This window comes from Mesorhizobium sp. C120A, from assembly GCF_030323105.1.
Classification (GTDB): Bacteria; Pseudomonadota; Alphaproteobacteria; order Rhizobiales; family Rhizobiaceae; genus Mesorhizobium.
On sequence record NZ_CP100476.1, the window covers coordinates 1,465,798 to 1,484,278 of the forward strand.

The window sequence follows — 18,481 nt, forward strand, 5'->3', positions numbered from 1 at the left end:
TGTCGTCATGGACAATGCCATCTCGAAAACAGAGCGCTCCTGCGGAAAGTCCGGCAGGAGCGCAATCGTTGCCCTTTTAGGACGAACCCAGCCTAAAGCAAGCCGGCTGCCGTCATCAGGTCCGTCACCTTTTTGGAATTCAGTGTCGCCGGATCGACCTTCGGCGCCTGCAGGTCGGCCAGCGGCACCAGCCTGGGATTGGACTGCGCGCCCTTGCCGATAGCGTATTCGAAGGATGTGCCGGTCTTCAGCACGTCCTGGCCGCCTTTGCCGGTCACCCATTTGAGAAACGCCCGGGCTTCCTTCGGGTGCTTGCTCGAGGCCAGCACGCCGCCGCCGGAGATCGAGACGAAAGCGCCGGGATCCTGGTTCTTGAAATAATGCAGTTCGACGTTCTTGCTGTTTTCGCCGGTCTTTGCCTGATCGCCGAAATAGTAATAGTGGTAGATGATTCCGCCTTCGATCTCGCCGGCATTGACCGCCTTCATCACCGTGCCGTTGCCCTTGTAGGCGGTGAAATTCTCCTTCATGGCCTTCAGCCAGTCGGCGGTTGCGGCTTCGCCCTTGAGCTCGAGCAGCGCGCTGACGATGGCCTGAAAATCGGCGCCGGAAGGCGAGGCTGCCCAGCGGCCTTTCCAGGCGGGATCGGCGAGATCGAGCATCGATTTGGGCAGCTTTTCGGCCGTGAGCTTGGTCTTGTTGTAGGCAAAGACGGTGCTGCGCGCCGCGACACCCACCCATTTGCCGCTGCTCGGCTGGAATTCGGCCGGGACTTGCGCCAGCGTGTCGGCGTCGACCGGCGCGAAAAGGCCCGCCGCTTCGACCAGAGTCATGGCCGGCGAGTTCTCGGTCAGGAACACGTCGGCCGGCGAAGAAGCGCCCTCGGCGACGATCTGGTTGGAGAAATCGCTGTCGCCGCCATTGCGCAGCGTGACCTTGATGCCGGTTTCCTTGGTGAAACCTTCGACCCATTCCTTGGCCAGGCTCTCATGCTGGGCGTTGTAGACGATGATGCCGGCATCCGCGGCCATCGCCGGCCCGGCGATCATGCTAACGGCCAGCGCTGTGGCCCCCGCTAGGGTGGAGAGCGTGTATCTCATGGCGTCATCCTCAATCTTGGTGGTTCTGGTTTCGCAGGCTGCACCTATCGATACCTGACAGCAGTAGTCAACATTGCTCGGCTGCTTCAATCGGTCGCCGCTCCCGCAAACTTTCGTGATTTTGCGGCACTTTGGCTTGGACATCATTTCGCCGGACACGTAACAAATCGGTGCCGAGGCGCGAAGATCGGGGAGTAAACTCTTGTGAGCGGCAAGGATGAGGCCGAGCTTTCCCGGCTGATGCGGGCCGCGATCGCGGGAGATGAAAGGGCCTACGCCGACTTTTTGCACCGGATCGCCGCGCTGGTTCGCGGCTTTGCGAGGCGCAAGATCGTACAGGGCGGGGTCGATCCCGAGGATGTCGTGCAGGAAACCTTGCTGGCCATTCATGTGAAACGGCATACCTGGCGCCAGGACGCGCCGGTGTTGCCATGGATCTATGCGATAGCCCGCTTCAAGCTGATCGATGCTTTCCGGCGGCGCGGACGGCGCATCGAAATCGAGATCGACGAGATCGCCGAGACCTTTGCCGAGCCGGAAACCGAGACCGTCAGCGAACGCGACATCAACCGGGCGCTGGACGGACTGCCGGCTGCGCAGCGTTCCGTCGTTTCTTCGATCTCGGTCGACGGCCGCTCCATCGGCGAGACGGCGGCCAGGCTCGGCGTCAGCGAGACGGCGGTGCGGGTGTCGCTGCATCGCGGGCTTGCCGCGATCGCCAAGCGATTTGGGCAGGGGCGCTTCGGGCGGCAGTGACATGAGGACGGAGGATCTCATCAAGGCACTCGACGCCGACACAAGCAGCAAGGCGATGCCGCTGCGCTCGGCCTGGTTGATGGCGGCGGCAGCCGCGGCGGTGATCGCGGCTCTGGTCTTCTTTCTCACCATCGGCCCGCGTCCCGACATCATGACCGCCATGCACACGATGCGGTTCCTGGCGAAGTTCGTGTTCACCATCGTGCTCGCCGTCACCGCCTTTGGCCTGGTCCGGGCGTTGTCGACGCCGGGCGCTTCGACGGCAAGAGCCGCGGCCTGGATGCTGGCGGCGCCGCTGCTGGTGGCCGTGGCGGTGGCTCTCGAACTGTTCATGGTGCCGGAGCCGATGTGGAGCACGCGCATGGTCGGCTCCAACATGATGATCTGCATGGGCTTCATCCCGCTGATCGGAATCGGCCCGCTTGCCGTCTTCCTGTGGATGCTGCGCTATGGAGCGCCGACGCGGCCGGTGTTGGCCGGGGCGGTCGCGGGACTGCTCGCCGGCGGCCTGGCGGCGACCTTCTACGCCGCGCACTGCTTCGACGATTCGCCGCTTTTCGTCGCCACCTGGTACACGCTCGCCATCGCCGTCCTCGCCGGTCTGGGCGCGCTCGGGGGACGGTTCTTCGTGCGCTGGTGACCGGGCCGTCCAAGATCGCCCAATAATCACCGATCCTTAATCATGCCGGGAATTGTTTGCGGGTTCACCGTGTTGCCGGTGGCTCCGGCGCAACCTTTCCTTAAAATCGATCATCCAGTGTTTTTTGCAGAAATGTGTTGCGCATGGGGTGGCATGCACAGTGATGCGACGAGAGCGAAAAAGCCTGCGGGCTGACAGTCACGTGGCTTTGGTGCTTGCGGCCGGAGGGCTTTGCGCTGCCGTGGTCGCGCTCCTGCTGTCGCGGCTCGATGTCAGCGCCGAAGTGCTGAAACTCTGCCTGCAGATATCGGTGCCGGTCGCCGCCGTTGCGCTGATTCTCGCCGCCCTGTTCATTTACCGGATACTGGACGACCGCCGGCAGATCGCCGAAAGCGAGCAGCGTTTCCGCCGCGCCATGGAGGATTCGGCGATCGGCATCGCCATTGTCGGCCTCGACGGCCGCATCCATGAAACCAACCCGGCCTTCGCCGCCATGCTCGGCTATAGCAAGCAGGAGATCGAGGCGCTGACCTTCTTCCAGATCACCCATCCCGACGATGTGCAGATCGGCCGTGAGACGATGGACGGCATGCGGGCGGGCACCGTCAACGCCTTCCACTTCGAAAAGCGCTACCTCAGGAAGGACGGCACGCCGGTATGGGCCCATCTTGCCGGTTCCGTCATTCGCGACGAGAAGAGCGGGAGCCCGCTCTACCTGGTCTCCCAGATCGAGGATATCGATGCGCGCAAGCAATCCGAGGCGCGCATAGCCGAAGCCGAAACGCGCTGGAATTTTGCCCTGGCCAGCGCCGGACAAGGCGTCTGGGATCTTGATATGCGGAAGGGCGGCACCACCTACTCCGCCACCTGGGTGAAGATGCTGGGCTATGCCGATGGCGAACTGGACGGCGACCCCGACCGCTGGCTGGCGATGATCCACCCCGACGATCGCGAAAACGTCGCCGAAGCCGATCGTGCCCATCTGGAGGGCAGGACACCGTTCTTCGAAGCCGAGTTCCGGATGCGCCACAAGGATGGCCACTGGGTCTGGATCCTCGACCGCGGCAAGACGCTCGAACGCGACAAGGACGGACGGCTGGTCAGGGCCATCGGCAGCCTGACCGACATCACCCAGCGCAAGCAAACCGAGGAAAGCCTCATCGTATCGGCGGCAATGCTGGCCGACGAGAAGGAGCGGCTGAGGGTGACGCTGCAGTCGATCGGCGACGCCGTCATCTGCACCGATGCCGCCAACCGCATCACCTTCATGAACCCGGTCGCCGAAAAGCTCACCGGCGTTGTTGGCGCGGAGGCGCTCGGCAAGACGCTTGGCCATGTCTACTGGGCGGTGGACGAAGAAACCGGGCAAAGGATCGGCATGACGCGGCCGGCGCTCGGCAGCGCCAGCCCTGTCGACCAGAACAGTCGCGCCGTCCTCATCCGTCGCGACGACACACGCTGCAGCATCCGCCAGGTGGTGTCGCCGATCATGAACGACCGCCAGGAGTTCTGCGGTCTTGTCATTGTCTTCCAGGACTTCACCGATGCGCGCGCCTTGCAGCGCCAGCTCGCCTATGCCGCCGCGCATGATGCGCTGACTGGCCTTGCCAACCGTTCGAGCTTTATCCGCACCATGGAGGAACTGGTCGACCGGAGCCGCAAGGCCGGCACAGCCAGGCCGGCGGGCGAACATCATTTCATGTTCATCGATCTAGACCATTTCAAGCTGGTCAACGACACTGGCGGGCACGCCGCCGGCGACGCCTTGCTGAAGCGGGTTGCCGAGGCCATTCGCGGTGCGCTTGGGCCGGAGGATATCGTGGCCCGCCTCGGCGGCGACGAATTCGCGGTCATCCTGAAAGCCGGGCCGAGCGCCGGCGCCAGGATTGCCGCACGCTCGGTCATCGACGCCATCCGCGGCCTGCAGTTCAGCTGGGACGGCCGGCCGCATGCGATCGATGCCAGCATCGGGCTGGCGCCAATCCACAGCAACAGCGGTGAAGTCGACGAGATCATCGCCCGGGCCGATGCTGCCTGCTATGCGGCCAAGGCCGCCGGCCGCGGCTGTGTTTCCGTGGCGCCTGACGATACCGGGTCAAGAGGCCAAGCAGAGCCGCCGCTTGCAGCGGCGTCCTGAGGGAGCACGGAACTTTCGTTCTGGTGGTTAGCGCGTCGGAACCGGATGCTCGCCGCGATAGTCGTAGAAGCCGCGCCCGGTCTTGCGGCCGAGCCAGCCGGCCTCGACATATTTCACCAGCAGCGGGCAGGGGCGATATTTCGAATCCGACAGGCCGTCATGCAGCACCTGCATAATCGACAGGCAGGTGTCGAGGCCGATGAAATCGGCGAGCTGCAGCGGTCCCATCGGATGGTTGGCGCCGAGCCGCATGGCGGTGTCGATGGCATCGACCGAGCCGACCCCCTCATAGAGCGTGTAGATCGCCTCGTTGATCATCGGCAACAGAATGCGGTTGACGATGAAGGCCGGAAAATCTTCAGAGACGGTGATGGTCTTGTCGAGCTGTTTCACATAGGCCTTGGCCGCCTCGAAGGTCTGATCCTCGGTAGCGATGCCGCGCACCAGTTCGACCAGCTTCATCAGCGGCACGGGGTTCATGAAATGTATGCCGATGAAACGCTCAGGACGGTCGGTCTGCGCGGCAAGCCGGGTGATCGAAATCGACGAGGTGTTGGTCGCCAGAATGGCTTCCGGGTTGAGCTGGGGACAGAGCTGCGCGTAAATCTTGCGCTTGACCGTCTCGTCCTCGGTCGCCGCCTCGATAACCAGATCGGCACCGGCGAGATCAGCCATGGTGGGGGCTGCGGAAATGCGCGCCATCGCTTCGTTACGCAGCTTTTCCTCAAGCTTGCCGGAGCCGACCTGGCGGGCCATGTTGCCGCTGACCGTGGCAATGCCCTTCTCGATACGGTCGGGCGAGACGTCGTAGATCAGCACCTTGAAACCCGAAAGTGCTGATACATGCGCGATGCCGCCGCCCATCTGGCCGGCGCCGATGATGCCGATCGTCTCGATCTTGGCCATTTGCAGCGATCCCGTCGAAAAGGCCTTTGCGGCCTGCTTTTTGTGCAGTGCAAACTAAAAGGGTGGGGCAGCTTCGTCTACCCCACCCTTTCACAATTTAATACGCTTTGGCAGAAAGCGTCAAAGCGCCTTTTGCAGTTCCGGCAGGATGACGAACAGGTCGCCGACCAGGCCATAATCGGCAACCTGGAAGATCGGCGCCTCTTCGTCCTTGTTGATGGCGACGATGACCTTCGAATCCTTCATGCCGGCAAGGTGCTGGATGGCGCCGGAAATGCCGACGGCAATATAGAGGTCAGGCGCCACGACCTTGCCGGTCTGGCCGACCTGCCAGTCATTCGGGGCGTAGCCGGCGTCGACGGCAGCGCGCGAGGCGCCGACGGCTGCACCGAGCTTGTCGGCGACCGGCAGGATGACTTCCTGGAACTTTTCCGAGGAACCGAGCGCGCGGCCGCCCGAAATGATGATCTTGGCCGAGGTCAGCTCCGGACGGTCGGTTTCCGAGAGTTTGTTCTCGACGAAAGTGGAGAGGCCGGGATTGGCCGCGGCCTTGACCGTCTCGACAGCTGCCGAGCCGCCCTCCGGGGCAGCCTGGAAGGAGGCGGTGCGCACAGTGATGACCTTCTTGGCGTCGCTCGACTGCACCGTCTGGATGGCGTTGCCGGCATAGATCGGCCGTTTGAACGTGTCTGGTGAAACCACTTCGATGATCTCGGAGACTTGCGCGACATCGAGCAGGGCCGCCACGCGCGGCGCGACATTCTTGCCCGACGAGGTCGCCGGCGCGATTATGGTGTCGTAGGCGCCGGCCAGCGAGACAACGAGTGCGGCGAGCGGTTCGGCGAGGCGCTCGGCCAGTTCGTCGGCCTCGGCCAGCAGCACCTTGCTCACGCCCTCGAGCTTGGCAGCGGCGTCGGCCGCGCCCTTGGCGCCTTTGCCGGCGACCAGCACATGCACGTCCGAACCGATCTGCAGCGCCGCCGAGAGCGCCTTCGCGGTCTGGTCGGAAAGGCTGGCGTTGTCGTGTTCTGCGATGAGGAGAATGGTCATTTTATCTGTTCCTTCCAGTCTCAGAGCACGCCGGCTTCGTTCTTGAGCTTGTCGACCAGTTCGGCGACACTGTTGACCTTCACGCCTGCCTTGCGGCCGCTGGGCTCCTCGGTCTTGAGCACCTTCAGGCGCGGCCTGACGTCGGCGCCGTAATCGGCCGGGCTCTTTTCGTCGAGCGGCTTCTTCTTGGCCTTCATGATGTTGGGCAGCGAGGCATAGCGCGGCTGGTTGAGGCGAAGATCGGCGGTGATGATCGCCGGCATCTTCAGTTCCACCGTCTGCAGGCCGCCGTCGACTTCGCGCGTCACCTTGGCCTTGTCGCCGTCGAGCACGACCTTGGAGGCGAAAGTGCCCTGTGCCCAGCCGAGCAGGGCGGCCAGCATCTGGCCGGTCTGGTTCGAGTCATCATCGATCGCCTGCTTGCCGAGGATCACGAGACCGGGCTGTTCGGCGTCAACGACGCCCTTCAGCACCTTGGCGACGCCGAGCGGCTCGGTCTGCTCGTCGGTCTTGACCAGGATGGCGCGGTCGGCGCCCATGGCGAGCGCGGTGCGGAGCGTTTCCTGCGCCTGCTGCGGGCCGACCGAAACGACGATGATCTCTTCGGCCTTGCCGGCTTCCTTCAGCCGGAGCGCCTCTTCCACCGCGATCTCGTCGAACGGGTTCATCGCCATCTTGACGTTGGCGAGTTCCACCGCCGAACCATCGGCCTTGACGCGAACCTTGACGTTCGCATCCACAACCCGCTTCACGGGCACAAGGATCTTCATTGTCTGTCACCTCTCCTGAGATATCCGGGCGCGCTATAGCAGCGTGCGCCTCCGCAGAGTTGTCGAAAGCCGACATTCCTGACTGAATTCCGGCCAAACGGAATTCTGGCCGGACGGAATTCTTGTCTTCTGCCGCCTAGCGGTGGCGCTCTCCGTAGTTGTGGCGACGCAACACGTCAATATGCCACGGCAGCGGCCAAACCACCCAAATCGGTTCACTTGTGACCGGAAGCGCCACCCCGGCCCCAACGCGTCTCAGGTTGCACGGGAGCGGGACCGGCTGGCGCCGGCCCAGTAGAAGCGGCTGGCTGATCGTCGGGTTCCGGCTCGCCGTCGCCACCGGCGAGCAGCGGCACGCCGCGGCTGCGCATAATGAGCACCAGCACGCCACCGGCAATGATGCCGCCAATATGGCAGGCCCAGGATATCTGGTTTTCGCCTCCGGCGGCAAACATCACCACCTGGAAGCCTATCCACAGGATCAGCGGGATGAAGGCCGGGATACGCAGCGGAATCCGGGCAAAGACCAGCACCCACACTTTCACCCGGGGGTAGAGGACCAGATAGGCGGCGACGACGCCGGCAATGGCGCCGGAGGCGCCGATCAGCGGAACCTCCGAACTCCAGGCGACGAGCCCCTGGAAGAAGGCGCCGGCGATGGCGCAAAGCAGGTAGAAGATGAGGTAGCGGATGTGGCCGAGTGCGTCCTCGACATTATCGCCGAACACCCACAGGAACAGCATGTTGCCGCCGAGATGAAAGATATCGGCATGCAGGAAGGCATAGGTAAGGTAACTCAGGCTCTCGGGAATGACGACGAATTGGGGCGAGAGTTCTGCCGTGTCGTGGACAACCGAAGGAATGAAGCCGAAGCCGAGCACGGCTGCGTTGTTGAAATTTTCGCCGCCGATCGTCGTGATGAGAAAGACCAACACGTTGGCCGCGATCAGGCCGATCGTCACATATTGCAGCCGGATGTGGCGCAACCTGTTGGAGTCGTAAAGCGGGATGAACATGCCCCAAGCCCTTTCCCGCCTTCGAAAATTCAGCGGTTCTTGCCGGGCACCCATAACACGTCGGCATTTCCGTTGTCATTGACCGCACGAGCGGCGACGAACAGAAAGTCCGAGACGCGGTTTATGTATTTCAGCCCCTCGCGATTGACATGTTCGGCCGGGTCCTGCGCCAGTGCCACCATGATCCGCTCGGCCCGTCGCGCCACGGTGCGGGCAAGATGAAGTGCTGCCGCCGCCGGCGTGCCGCCATTGAGCACGAAGGATTTGAGCGGCTGCAGATTCTTGTTGAGAAGGTCGATATCCTTTTCGACGCGGTCGGTCTGCGAGGCGATGATGCGCAGCGGCTCGTAGCCGAGCGGCTTGCCGTCGTCGGGCACGGCGAGATCGGCGCCGAGGTCGAACAAATCGTTCTGGATGCGGGACAGCATGGCGTCGATGGCGGGATAACTTGCCGCTGTGTGCAGGCGGGCGATGCCGATGCAGGCATTGGCTTCATCGACGGTGCCGTAGGCATCGACGCGCAGGTCGGATTTCAGCCTGCGTTCACCGGTGCCGAGGCCAGTGGTGCCGTCATCGCCCGTGCGGGTGTAGATCTTGTTGAGCTTGACCACGTCGCCTCCCGAACGGCCGTCACTTGCGGGTGAAATACACCACCAGCAGGATCAGTGCCAACGCCAGCGCCTGCAGCAGCACGCGTGCCTGCATCAGCTTGTTCGAGCTCACACCGGAGCCGCCGCGCATCATGTTGATGAGGCCGCGGACAAGCACGATCACCACGGCGACCATGACGAGGACGAGGAGGACTTTGATGACGGTTGCCATGATCTGTTCCCAGTTCTGTTGCGATCAGGCGCGTCCGGCCAGAACGCGGTAGAGCATCGATGCCGGCAGGATGCGCTTGAGCATCACGCCAATCCTGGCCGGCACTGTTACCACATAGTGCGGGCGCGGGCGCCGCGACAGAAGTGCATGGCGCAAGGCCGCATAGACCACCTCCGGCCCCTTTTTCAGCCGTGATGAGCTGCCGCCGGCCCGAAGCCGCGCCAGCTGCGTGGCATAGGCGACGTGGTGGACGGAATTCTCGTGGTCGATGTTTTTCAGGAACCAGAACAGCCCGTTGCTGGCGATTTTCGAGGTCACCGGCCCCGGTTCGATCAGCGAGACATGGATGCCGCTGCCCCTGAGTTCCTGCTGCATGCACAGCATCAGGCCTTCGAGCGCGTGCTTGGAGGCTGAGTAGGCGCCGCGAAAAGGGACCGGCGCTAGCCCAAGGATCGAGGAACAATGAACGAGGCGGCCATGTCCCTGGCGACGCATTACCGGTACGATGCGTCGGGTGAGGTCGTGCCAGCCGAAGAAATTGGCCTCGAACTGCTCGCGCAATGCCGCAACCGGCAGGTCTTCCACGGCGCCGGGCTGTGCATGGGCGCCGTTGTTGAACAGGGCGTCGAGGCGTCCGCCTGTCCGCTCCAGCACCGATGCCGCAAGTGCTGCGATGGAATCCGGCTCACGGTAGTCGAGATAAAAGGCCTCGATGCCGTCGGCTTCAAGTGCGGCTATGTCATCCGGCTTGCGCGCCGTTGCAAACACGCGCCAGCCATCCGCCTTCAGTGCACGGGCGCAGTTGGCGCCTATCCCGGACGAGGCGCCGGTGACGATGATGGTGCGCAACTCTTTGGCAGGCGGCATCGTGGTTTGAGCAAGGGTTGCCATTTGCCACAATCCCTTCCCATATTCGCGGCGTCGAGACAATCGAAGGGAACGCGGCTCTTGATGCGGAATATCGTCGTGCTGCGCCGCGTGCTCTATGACGCGCTTGGCCATTTCAACACCGATGACGGCTGGGCCATGGCCAGCCATCTGGCGATCACTTCGCTCATGGCGCTGTTCCCGTTCCTGATCTTCGCCACCACGCTGGCGAGCTTCCTCGGCGCGCAGGCGTTCGCCGATACTGCCGTGCACCTGGTCTTCGACACCTGGCCCGAACAGATCGCCAAGCCTATCGCGCGCGAGGTGCTCAACGTGCTGACCGTGCGGCGCACCGATCTTTTGACCTACGGCGTGCTTCTGGCGGCCTATTTCGCCTCCAACGGCATCGAGGCGCTGCGCACCTCGCTCAACCGCGCCTACCGCGTCGCCGAAACGCGCGGCATCATCTACCGCCGGGTGCAGAGCATTTTCTTCGTGCTGATCGCGACGGCCGGTTTCCTGGCGATCAGCGTGCTCCTGGTCTTTGCGCCTTTGCTGGCGCGGCTGGCGGAAGCTCATTTCGAGTGGATCAAACCCTATACGGGCACGATCACGCTATGGCGTTACGTCATCGCCTCAACCGTCATCATTGGTGGCTTGTTTGCCGTCCACTATTGGCTGCCGGCGGGCAAGCGCCGCTTTGTCTCGCTGGTGCCTGGCATCATCTTCACTCTGGCTGCGTGGCTTGTCGGCTCGACGATGTTCGCGACCTACCTCGACCATTTCTCGTCCTATGTGACGACCTATGCCGGCCTCGCCTCGATCATGATCGCCGTCGTTTTCCTCTATATGCTGTCGGCGATCTTCATCCTCGGCGGCGAACTCAATGCGGCGATCAGCCGCTTTCTCGAAGCGCGCGCGCGTGTCGGCAGCTAGGTTTTGGCTGGCCGAGCCGTGGCCAGCCCGACGCCGAGCGTCGCGATTGCCATGCCGACGATCTGCACGAGGCTGAGCCGTTCGCCGAACAGCGCCCAGGCGATGACAGCGGTGACGGCCGGCACCAGGTAGAACAGCGACGCGACCTTCGACATCTCGCCGTCGCGGATCATCACCATCAGCAAGAAGATGGCGCCGATCGACAGCACCAGGACCAGCCAGGCCATGGCGAAGATCAGTTCGCCGTTGATGATCACCGTGTGGGTCTCAAGGGCCAGCGAAGCCAGGATCATCAGCGAGCCGCCGCCGATATATTGCCACATCGTCGCCGCCACCAGGTCGCCACCCGAGGCATAGCGCTTCTGCCAGATGGTCCCGGCGCTCATGCCCAGCACCGAGACCAGCGACGCCGTCAGGGTTTCGGGCGTAACGCCGCCGCCGAGAGCGCCGAGCTTCGGCCACAGCACGATGATCACTCCCACAAGGCCGACGGCAAGGCCGGCCCAATGGCGCGGCAGGATGTCCTCGCCGAGGAACCGGCCGGCAAGCACGGCGGTGATCAGCGGTTGCAGGCCGACGATCAGCGCCGAAAGCCCGGCGGGCATGCCCCTGTGGATCGCCCAGAACACGGCGCCGAGATAGATGCCATGCATGAGGATGCCGGCGACCGTGGCGTGAAGCGCTTCTGCCCTTGTGGCTCGCTTCGAGCCAAGCACGAGCATCAGCCCGGCAAGCAGCAAGGCGGCGATGACAAAGCGGGCTGCCAGAAAGGTGAAGGGCTCCGCCCAGGGCATGGCGTAGCGCGCGCCGATGAAACCTGTCGCCCATAGGACGACAAACGAGGCGGGGATGAACCGCTTGAGACTGTGCATTTTCGGGGAAGCCGTTTCCGGTGGAGAGGTCCGATTCGGTGAAGAGACAAATACGGCAATTGCTCTAATGCGGTTCAATCCGGCAAGCAAAGCGAAACAATTGGTACATAAGCTCATCCTGATGTAGGAGGTGGCCGAATTCAAAGGGCGGCGTCAGGGCAATCGACTTCTGTCGATGGATCCGGCGACATGGCGTTTTGGCTTCGACAGGGAGCGCGCATGCTGTTGCATCTCGACACAAGCTGGCTTTTGATGACGGTGGCCAGTGTGGCCGTGTTTGGCTTCTTCTTCGGTTCAGCGCTCGACGCCATCATGCAGGAGGACGGTTTTGGGTCGACCGGCAACACATTGCTGTTCACGCTCGGCTTTTTCGTCGCGGTCATGGCCGCGAACGAACATGGCATCGTCCTGAGAGATCTGAAGCTCGCGGTTGCCTGGGGACTGGGCGGCGCCTTCGCGTTTATCGGCGCGTTGGCGCTGCTCAAGGCGGGGCTGGCCCGGCTTTAGTCATAGCCCGACCAGCCGCCTGACATCGTCCGGCGACATGCCTGCCTGCCTCAGCGCGGCAAGGCCGGTATCAGCAAAACTCTTCGACAGTTTGCGCCCATCCGGTCCGAGTATGAGACGGTGGTGGAAATACTGCGGCTGGCCGAGGCCGAGCAATTCCTGCAGCAGGCGCTGGATGCCAGTCGCGGAATAGAGGTCGCGGCCACGCACGACATGGCTCACACCTTGCAGGGCGTCGTCGACGACGACGGCCAGGTGATAGCTGGTCGGTATGTCGCGGCGCGCCAGAATGACGTCGCCCCAGTCCTGCGGACGCGCCTCGACGCGCTGCGTCGCCGAAAGCGTCTCGTTGGTGAATTCGCGCCAGGACAAATCCGTGCCGACGCGCGCCAGCGCCGCCTTAACGTCGAGGCGCCAGGCGAAGGGCGCATTTTCGGCGATGCGGCGGTTGCGTTCGCTGATCGGCAGCGCCTTGTCGGCGCCGGGATAAAGCGGCACGCCGTCCGGGTCGCGCGGCCAGTCGCGGCCGCGCTTTTCGCTGTTGGCGATGAAGGCCCTGATCTCGCCACGGCTCATGAAGGCAGGGTAGACGAGTTCTTCGCGGACCAGCCGGTCGAGCACGGCCTGATAGTCGGTGAAATGCTCGGCCTGGCGCCGCACCGGCTGTTCCCATTCGAGACCTAACCATTCGAGGTCGCGAAAGATGCCGGCCTCGAATTCAGGCGTGCAGCGGATCGTGTCGATGTCCTCGATGCGCAGCAGCAGGCGGCCGCCGGCCGCACGCGCCAGTTGCTGGTTGAGCAGTGCCGAATAGGCATGGCCGAGATGCAGTTCGCCATTCGGGCTCGGCGCGAAGCGGAATGTCAGGAGCGTCATCTCACAAGCGGCAATCGGGTTGTGCAGCGGTTTTGCCAATTGCTACCGTGAGGTCGGTTCAGGAACAAGAAAACATGCAACGCATCGCGACACTGGACGATATTGCGCGCGGGCTGGATGCGCTTTGCGCAATCGATCCGCGCCTGGAAAAGGTGCGCGGCATGGCCGGCGAGGTGCCGCTGCGGCTGTCGGAGCCCGGCTTTCGAAGCCTGGCCTCCATTATCGTTTCGCAACAAGTATCCCGTGCGAGCGCCGATGCCATTTTCGGCCGGCTGGTGAAACTGGTCGATCCGCTAACGCCGCAGGCGATCCTTGCCGCCGGCGAGGACATGTTTCGTGAGGCTGGGCTGTCGCGGCCGAAGCAGCGCGGTCTGATCGCGGTTGCGCAGGCCGTGGTTGAGGGGCTCGACCTGCATCACCTCTGTTCGCTCGACGCCGAAGAGGCGATCGCGGCTATGATCGCGGTGCCGGGCATCGGCCCGTGGACGGCGGAAGTCTATCTCCTGTTTGCCGCCGGCCACCCCGATATTTTCCCCGCGCGCGACGTCGCGCTGCAGAGCGCGGTTGGCCACGCGCTCGGCATAGAGCCGCGTCCGCCGGAGAAAACGCTGATCGCCCTGGCCGAATCATGGAGCCCGTGGCGAGGCGTCGCATCGCGGCTTTTCTGGTCCTATTATCGCGAAACCAGGGGCCGGGACGCAGCACCTCCGGCCTGAAACCGTAAAAAAGCATGAAAATCCTGCATTTTTGCCGCTTTTGGCTGATGACAATCCGCTTCACATCCCTGTCATGTCGGGCTTACAGTATCCGCGCCGATCGGTTCTAGAACGAGGAGGTCAACAAGGTGACGGTTGCCGTATCTCCGGATGGGCTTCCTGCGCTGGTGCTGAATGCGGATTACCGTCCGCTCAGCTATTACCCCTTGTCGCTCTGGTCCTGGCAGGACGCCATCAAGGCGGTGTTCCTCGACCGGGTCAACATCGTCGCCGAATACGAGCATGCGGTGTCTTCGCCGACCTTTTCGATGAAGCTGCCCAGCGTCGTCAGCCTGAAGGCCTATGTGAAGCCGTCGAGGCAGCCGGCATTCACCCGCTTCAACGTGTTCCTGCGCGACCGCTTCCAGTGCCAGTATTGCGGCACGCCCGAGGATCTGACCTTCGACCACGTCATCCCGCGCCATCGCGGCGGGGCCACGACGTGGGAGAATGTCGTGGCCGCCTGTTCACCCTGCAATCTGAGGAAGGGCGGCATGATGCCGGCGCACGCCAAGATGTGGCCGCTGCAGAAGCCATACCAGCCGACCGTGCACGACCTGCACAACAATGGCCGGCTGTTCCCGCCCAACCATCTGCATGAAAGCTGGATGGATTATCTCTACTGGGATGTGGAGTTGGAGCCGTAGGGATTGGCGCGATCGGCCTTGCCAGGGCAATCGCCGATGTCAGGTGCTGCCCCTCATCCGGCTGCCGCCACCTTCTCCCCCTATAGTGACGGGGAAAAGGGAATTGGCTGCAACCTCGGCGCTCGTTCTGCAACGTTGAAAATTGGCGAAAGCATGGATGAAAGTGTCTTTCTCCCAGTCGCTATACGGGGAGAAATGCCCGGCAGGGCAATGAGGGGCGGCGCAACCGTTCAAGCCCAGCCGCAGAATGGGCGGTGCGAGTTCTGTTTCTCGCGTCGCTAGATCAGTCGCGCGCCAGCGCGCCGCGGAAGGCGACGGCGGCGAGGATGAAGCTGGCTATGGCGTTCCAGCCGGCCAGCGACAGGCCGAGGATACGAAGGGCTGCCTTGTCGCAGGATGGCGGCACGAATTTGTCGAGCGCGTCGAGCACGCCCTTGCCGCCGGTGTCGACCGGGCCGGCGCCGGCCGTGCAATCGGCCGGGCCCTGCCACCAGGCCCATTCGACGCCCGAATGATAGACGCCGAGATAGAGCCCGTAGAGCATCAGCAGGCCGCCGACGGCAAGCAGGCCGCGCGTCAGCCATGCGGGTGCGCTGAACATCGAGGCGATCACCGCCAGCAGCATCAGCGGGGCGCCGATATAATAGGGCGTGCGCTGCTCCAGGCACAGATGGCAGGGGATGTAGCCGCCTATGTGCTGGAAGGCGAGCGCGGAGCCGACCGTGGCGGCCATGGCCACGGCGAGAAACAAAGCGGTGCGCGTCCGCTGGCGTCCGGTATCGGCTGTCATCGTGGCTGTCATGTTTCGTCCGTTGAATTCGCCGTCCGCCGGCATAGTCCTGACCCACCGCCCGCCTTGGGCGGTCAGAAGGCGTATTTGACGACGATATAGAGCAAAATCAGGGCAGCGGCGCCGGCGCCGACGATCAATCCCAAACGCTTCTCGATGAATTCCTTGATCTCTTCGCCATAGCGGCGCAGCAGCCAGGCAAGAAGCAGGAAACGAGCGCCACGCGCCAGGATGGCGGAGACGATGAAGACGAAAAGATTGACGTGGAGGGCGCCTGCCAGAATGGTGACCACCTTGATCGGCGGCAAGTGGGCGGCACCCGATGTGACAAGCAGCACCAGCATCAGCCCGGTGCCGGCCGACTGCCACCTCTCGAACGCGTCAAGGCCGCCAAAGTGCTCCAGCATCGGCCGTGCTATCGTGTCGTAGGCATAGTAACCGATCAGCCAGCCGGCAATGCCGCCCAGCACCGACGCGACAGTAGCGGTCAGCGCATAGCGATAGGCGCGTTCGGGCCGCGCCAACGCCATGGGCAGGTACAAGACGTCGGCAGGTATGAAAAACACCGAGCTTTCGACGAAGGCGATGAAGGCCAGCCACCATTCGGCGGATTTGCGGGCGGCCAGCGACAAGGTCCAGTCGTAAAGTCCGCGAAGCATCGGCTCTCCTGGATGCAGGTTGCCCAGACGCAACGCGCTTTGATGCGCGTCTGTCTAGAAAGATTTTCCGCGCCGCACAATGGCAGGAGCTTCACGAAACAGAAAGGCGGGCTTTTGCCGCAAGCAGGGCACGGCGGCGCATTTGGCCAGTTGACGAACAGGCCTCCAACCGTATAGTCCGCGCCCATCCAGGCCTTTGGGCCTGAGCCCCTATGGCGGAATTGGTAGACGCGCTCGACTCAAAATCGAGTTCCGCAAGGAGTGCTGGTTCGATTCCGGCTAGGGGCACCATTTTTGATCTCACGCCAGTTCGCTTCGCTCATGGGCTCCGATGGGGCGGCCTGACCGGCCGACGGGCGGCCGCCCTTGCGAACCCTCCGGGTTCGAACAGTGCCTCGAACACAGAGCCAACCGCGGCTGCTGAGGATGACAGTGATAGCGCCAGTCAGCGGCGGCCGGTAGCCCCGCTCTACGTGCTCTCAGGCCGCCGCACGGTGTTCTTCACGGGCAGCTTCCCACACTTCGCGGGCCGCGTCGGCGTTCATGACCGCGATCCCCAATCCCACCGCCAAATCGGGCCACGCGGAATGCCAGAGCAAGGCCGTGACCAACCCTGCGGCAATAATGGCGATGTTGGCCAAGGCGTCGTTGCGGGCCGACAGGAAGGCCGCCTTTGTGAGGCTGCCGCCACGATGCCGGTGCGCGGCCAGCATGTAGGCACAGGACAGGTTGACGGCGAGAGCGCCAAGTCCCGCCAAGGTCAAGGCGATGGGCTGCGGCGGCACCGGCACGTTGAACTTCTCCCAAGCCGTCCAGAGCGTTGCCAGACCCGGCATGAGAAGGATGAGCGCCAATGCCATCCCCACCCGCGCACGGGAGCGCACAGACCACCCAAGTGCGAGCAGGATAAGGAGGTTCACGGAAGCATCTTCAAGAAAGTCGATGCTGTCGGCGAACAGGGACACTGATCCAATGGCGAGCGCCACAGCGAACTCGATCCCGAAATAGGCAAGATTGAGAAGCGCGACGATGAGGACGATGCGGCGAAGGTTCATCTTCTGGCAGTATCCGAAACCAGTGTGTGGAGCTACAGCTTCGCGGTTTCCAAGGAAAGCCCCTGCTCGTTCCGGGTCCCGGCCGATGGGCGGTTGCCCTTGCGACCTTTTGCGTTCGAGCCGCGCCTCGAACACGGACTTAGCGCATATTCCCCGTATGCCCTTGCGAATACCGCCCCGGCTGTGGCCACACCGTCAGGCCGTGCGGCTCTGAGCCAACCCGAAACTTGGTCACCGCGCCTGATGTCGTGTCGATCATGTAGGCGGCACTGTCGAAGCGGCCGGACAGCCATAGTTGTTTGCCGTCGGCGCTGACGTTGCCCATGTCGGGGCTGCCGCCGCCGGGGATCGGCCATTGCGTGACGACCGCGCGGGTAGCGAAGTCGATCACCGTCACGCTGCCCGGTCCCTTTGCCTGACCCTGCTCCATCTTGTGCGAGCCCCGGTTCGAGACATAGAGCCGCTTGCCGTCGCGGCTGACGACGAAGCCATGGGCGCCGATGCCGGTCGGGATGAAGCCGATTTCCTTGAAACTGTCGCCATCGACGAGGAACACGCCGTCATTCATCATGTCGGCGACGTAAAAAACCTTGCCGTCGGGTGAGAGGCGGATGTCCTGCGGCATGCCCATTTTCGAAAAGTCGAGATGGCCAAGCACCTTCTGGTTCTTCAGGTCGATCTTGGCCAGTCCGCCATTGCCGTATTCGCAGGTGAAAATCGCGTAGGCCCCGTCGACCGAGAATTCGGCGTGGTTGATGCCGGGGCAAGTGGGCGTCGGCAGGCTCGACATTAGCGCCATGGTGTGAGGATCGCGGAAATCGAGCCGCTCCAGGGCTTCGTCGACGACGATGGCCGCGCCCGGCATGAAATACAAATTGTAGGGATCGTCCACGGCGATCTGCGGGCCGGGCTTGCCGGTCATCGGGTCGATCGGCGTCAGGCTGCCGTTCTTGCCGGTGCCATTGTTGGCGACCCAGAGCGTCTTCAGGTCCCAGGACGGCACGACGTGCTGCGGTTTGCTGCCGACCGGGAACCTGTCGACTTCCTTGAGTGTCATGGTGTCGATCACCGTGACGCTGTTGGAGGAGCGGTTCGGCACATAGACGCGCGGCAGTGCACCCAGCGTGGCCGGGCTGAGATGGCTGGCGGCGGTGTGGCTGTAGATGTTGATGGACGGCGCGGGCTCGCTGCAATCCTCGGGGCAGCTATCGGCCCGGGCGCGGACAGGCAGCAGTGCAAGCAGCGAAAAGGCCGCACGGGGACCGGCGTGACGCAAAAAGGTTCTGATCATCAGGATGGCTTGTCGTGAAGGCCGGCCGA

21 protein-coding genes and 1 tRNA gene are annotated in these 18,481 nt (G+C 63.3%); 8 read left to right on the plus strand and 14 right to left on the minus strand.

The genetic code is table 11. From position 1 onward, the window contains the following. Positions 1-92 precede the first annotated feature (92 nt). Positions 93-1,100 carry an iron ABC transporter substrate-binding protein gene (locus NL532_RS07250; protein ID WP_023748489.1) on the minus strand — a complete coding sequence of 336 codons (1,008 nt, stop codon included), beginning with the start codon at positions 1,098-1,100 and terminating at the stop codon, positions 93-95. 204 nt (positions 1,101-1,304) lie between these two features. Here NL532_RS07250 and NL532_RS07255 point away from each other — a divergent pair, with 204 nt between their 5' ends. The 3 genes from NL532_RS07255 (at position 1,305) to NL532_RS07265 (ending at position 4,633) form a co-directional block, all read left to right on the plus strand. Next, a complete protein-coding gene (locus NL532_RS07255) occupies positions 1,305-1,856 on the plus strand; it encodes a sigma-70 family RNA polymerase sigma factor (RefSeq protein WP_023671665.1) in 552 nt (183 codons plus the stop codon). 1 nt (position 1,857) lies between these two features. Next, positions 1,858-2,496: an NrsF family protein gene (locus NL532_RS07260; RefSeq protein WP_023671666.1), complete on the plus strand. Its 639-nt coding sequence runs from the start codon at positions 1,858-1,860 to the stop codon at positions 2,494-2,496. A 202-nt stretch (positions 2,497-2,698) separates the two neighbouring features. Beyond that, positions 2,699-4,633 carry a PAS domain S-box protein gene (locus NL532_RS07265; RefSeq protein ID WP_023731059.1) on the plus strand — a complete coding sequence of 645 codons (1,935 nt, stop codon included), beginning with the start codon at positions 2,699-2,701 and terminating at the stop codon, positions 4,631-4,633. Between the two features lie 27 nt (positions 4,634-4,660). Here the strand turns inward: NL532_RS07265 and NL532_RS07270 are convergent, their stop codons facing one another. The 7 genes from NL532_RS07270 to NL532_RS07300 form a co-directional block, all read right to left on the minus strand. Further along, positions 4,661-5,539, minus strand: coding sequence for a 3-hydroxybutyryl-CoA dehydrogenase (locus NL532_RS07270; protein ID WP_023671668.1), 879 nt, complete (start codon positions 5,537-5,539; stop codon positions 4,661-4,663). Positions 5,540-5,659: 120 nt separating this feature from the next. Next, positions 5,660-6,589: an electron transfer flavoprotein subunit alpha/FixB family protein gene (locus tag NL532_RS07275; protein ID WP_023685323.1), complete on the minus strand. Its 930-nt coding sequence runs from the start codon at positions 6,587-6,589 to the stop codon at positions 5,660-5,662. A gap of 20 nt (positions 6,590-6,609) precedes the next feature. Then, positions 6,610-7,359: an electron transfer flavoprotein subunit beta/FixA family protein gene (locus NL532_RS07280; RefSeq protein ID WP_023694013.1), complete on the minus strand. Its 750-nt coding sequence runs from the start codon at positions 7,357-7,359 to the stop codon at positions 6,610-6,612. A gap of 215 nt (positions 7,360-7,574) precedes the next feature. Next, complete coding sequence (locus tag NL532_RS07285) at positions 7,575-8,375, minus strand: rhomboid family intramembrane serine protease (protein ID WP_023828412.1); 801 nt, start codon at positions 8,373-8,375, stop codon at positions 7,575-7,577. A 29-nt stretch (positions 8,376-8,404) separates the two neighbouring features. After that, positions 8,405-8,986 (minus strand): cob(I)yrinic acid a,c-diamide adenosyltransferase, encoded by a 582-nt coding sequence (locus tag NL532_RS07290; protein ID WP_023828413.1) that lies wholly within the window; start codon positions 8,984-8,986, stop codon positions 8,405-8,407. A gap of 19 nt (positions 8,987-9,005) precedes the next feature. Beyond that, complete coding sequence (locus tag NL532_RS07295; protein WP_023671673.1) at positions 9,006-9,197, minus strand: twin transmembrane helix small protein; 192 nt, start codon at positions 9,195-9,197, stop codon at positions 9,006-9,008. 24 nt (positions 9,198-9,221) lie between these two features. Continuing rightward, on the minus strand, positions 9,222-10,088 hold the full coding sequence (locus NL532_RS07300) for an SDR family oxidoreductase (RefSeq protein WP_081730919.1): 867 nt from the start codon (positions 10,086-10,088) through the stop codon (positions 9,222-9,224). A gap of 60 nt (positions 10,089-10,148) precedes the next feature. Here NL532_RS07300 and NL532_RS07305 point away from each other — a divergent pair, with 60 nt between their 5' ends. Continuing rightward, positions 10,149-11,000: a YihY/virulence factor BrkB family protein gene (locus NL532_RS07305; RefSeq protein ID WP_023671675.1), complete on the plus strand. Its 852-nt coding sequence runs from the start codon at positions 10,149-10,151 to the stop codon at positions 10,998-11,000. Here NL532_RS07305 and NL532_RS07310 read toward each other — a convergent pair. Further along, positions 10,997-11,872: a DMT family transporter gene (locus NL532_RS07310; RefSeq protein ID WP_031202754.1), complete on the minus strand. Its 876-nt coding sequence runs from the start codon at positions 11,870-11,872 to the stop codon at positions 10,997-10,999. The two genes, NL532_RS07305 and NL532_RS07310, sit on opposite strands and share 4 nt — an antisense overlap. 219 nt (positions 11,873-12,091) lie before the next feature. Between NL532_RS07310 and NL532_RS07315 the strand changes: the two genes are divergently transcribed. Beyond that, on the plus strand, positions 12,092-12,379 hold the full coding sequence (locus NL532_RS07315) for a hypothetical protein (RefSeq protein ID WP_023701414.1): 288 nt from the start codon (positions 12,092-12,094) through the stop codon (positions 12,377-12,379). On the opposite strand, the gene gluQRS is transcribed toward NL532_RS07315, so the two are convergent. Next, a complete protein-coding gene (gene gluQRS / locus NL532_RS07320; RefSeq protein ID WP_023828415.1) occupies positions 12,380-13,255 on the minus strand; it encodes a tRNA glutamyl-Q(34) synthetase GluQRS in 876 nt (291 codons plus the stop codon). Between the two features lie 74 nt (positions 13,256-13,329). On the opposite strand from gluQRS, the gene NL532_RS07325 reads away from it, so the two are divergent. Both NL532_RS07325 and NL532_RS07330 read left to right on the plus strand, forming a co-directional pair. Next, the gene (locus tag NL532_RS07325; protein ID WP_023685318.1) at positions 13,330-13,971 is read left to right on the plus strand and encodes a DNA-3-methyladenine glycosylase family protein; all 642 of its coding nucleotides are present in this window, start codon (positions 13,330-13,332) and stop codon (positions 13,969-13,971) included. Between the two features lie 128 nt (positions 13,972-14,099). Next, a complete protein-coding gene (locus NL532_RS07330; RefSeq protein ID WP_023828416.1) occupies positions 14,100-14,657 on the plus strand; it encodes an HNH endonuclease in 558 nt (185 codons plus the stop codon). Between the two features lie 283 nt (positions 14,658-14,940). Here the strand turns inward: NL532_RS07330 and NL532_RS07335 are convergent, their stop codons facing one another. Next, on the minus strand, positions 14,941-15,459 hold the full coding sequence (locus tag NL532_RS07335) for a disulfide bond formation protein B (RefSeq protein WP_023686688.1): 519 nt from the start codon (positions 15,457-15,459) through the stop codon (positions 14,941-14,943). Positions 15,460-15,521: 62 nt separating this feature from the next. Beyond that, positions 15,522-16,106, minus strand: coding sequence for a YqaA family protein (locus NL532_RS07340; RefSeq protein WP_023673756.1), 585 nt, complete (start codon positions 16,104-16,106; stop codon positions 15,522-15,524). 206 nt (positions 16,107-16,312) lie between these two features. Between NL532_RS07340 and NL532_RS07345 the strand changes: the two genes are divergently transcribed. Continuing rightward, a tRNA-Leu gene (locus NL532_RS07345) sits at positions 16,313-16,397 on the plus strand. A 188-nt stretch (positions 16,398-16,585) separates the two neighbouring features. Here NL532_RS07345 and NL532_RS07350 read toward each other — a convergent pair. Both NL532_RS07350 and NL532_RS07355 read right to left on the minus strand, forming a co-directional pair. Next, positions 16,586-17,161 carry a cation efflux transmembrane domain-containing protein gene (locus NL532_RS07350; protein WP_023673757.1) on the minus strand — a complete coding sequence of 192 codons (576 nt, stop codon included), beginning with the start codon at positions 17,159-17,161 and terminating at the stop codon, positions 16,586-16,588. Positions 17,162-17,300: 139 nt separating this feature from the next. Next, positions 17,301-18,452, minus strand: coding sequence for a YncE family protein (locus tag NL532_RS07355; RefSeq protein WP_023828417.1), 1,152 nt, complete (start codon positions 18,450-18,452; stop codon positions 17,301-17,303). Positions 18,453-18,481: the final 29 nt, after the last annotated feature.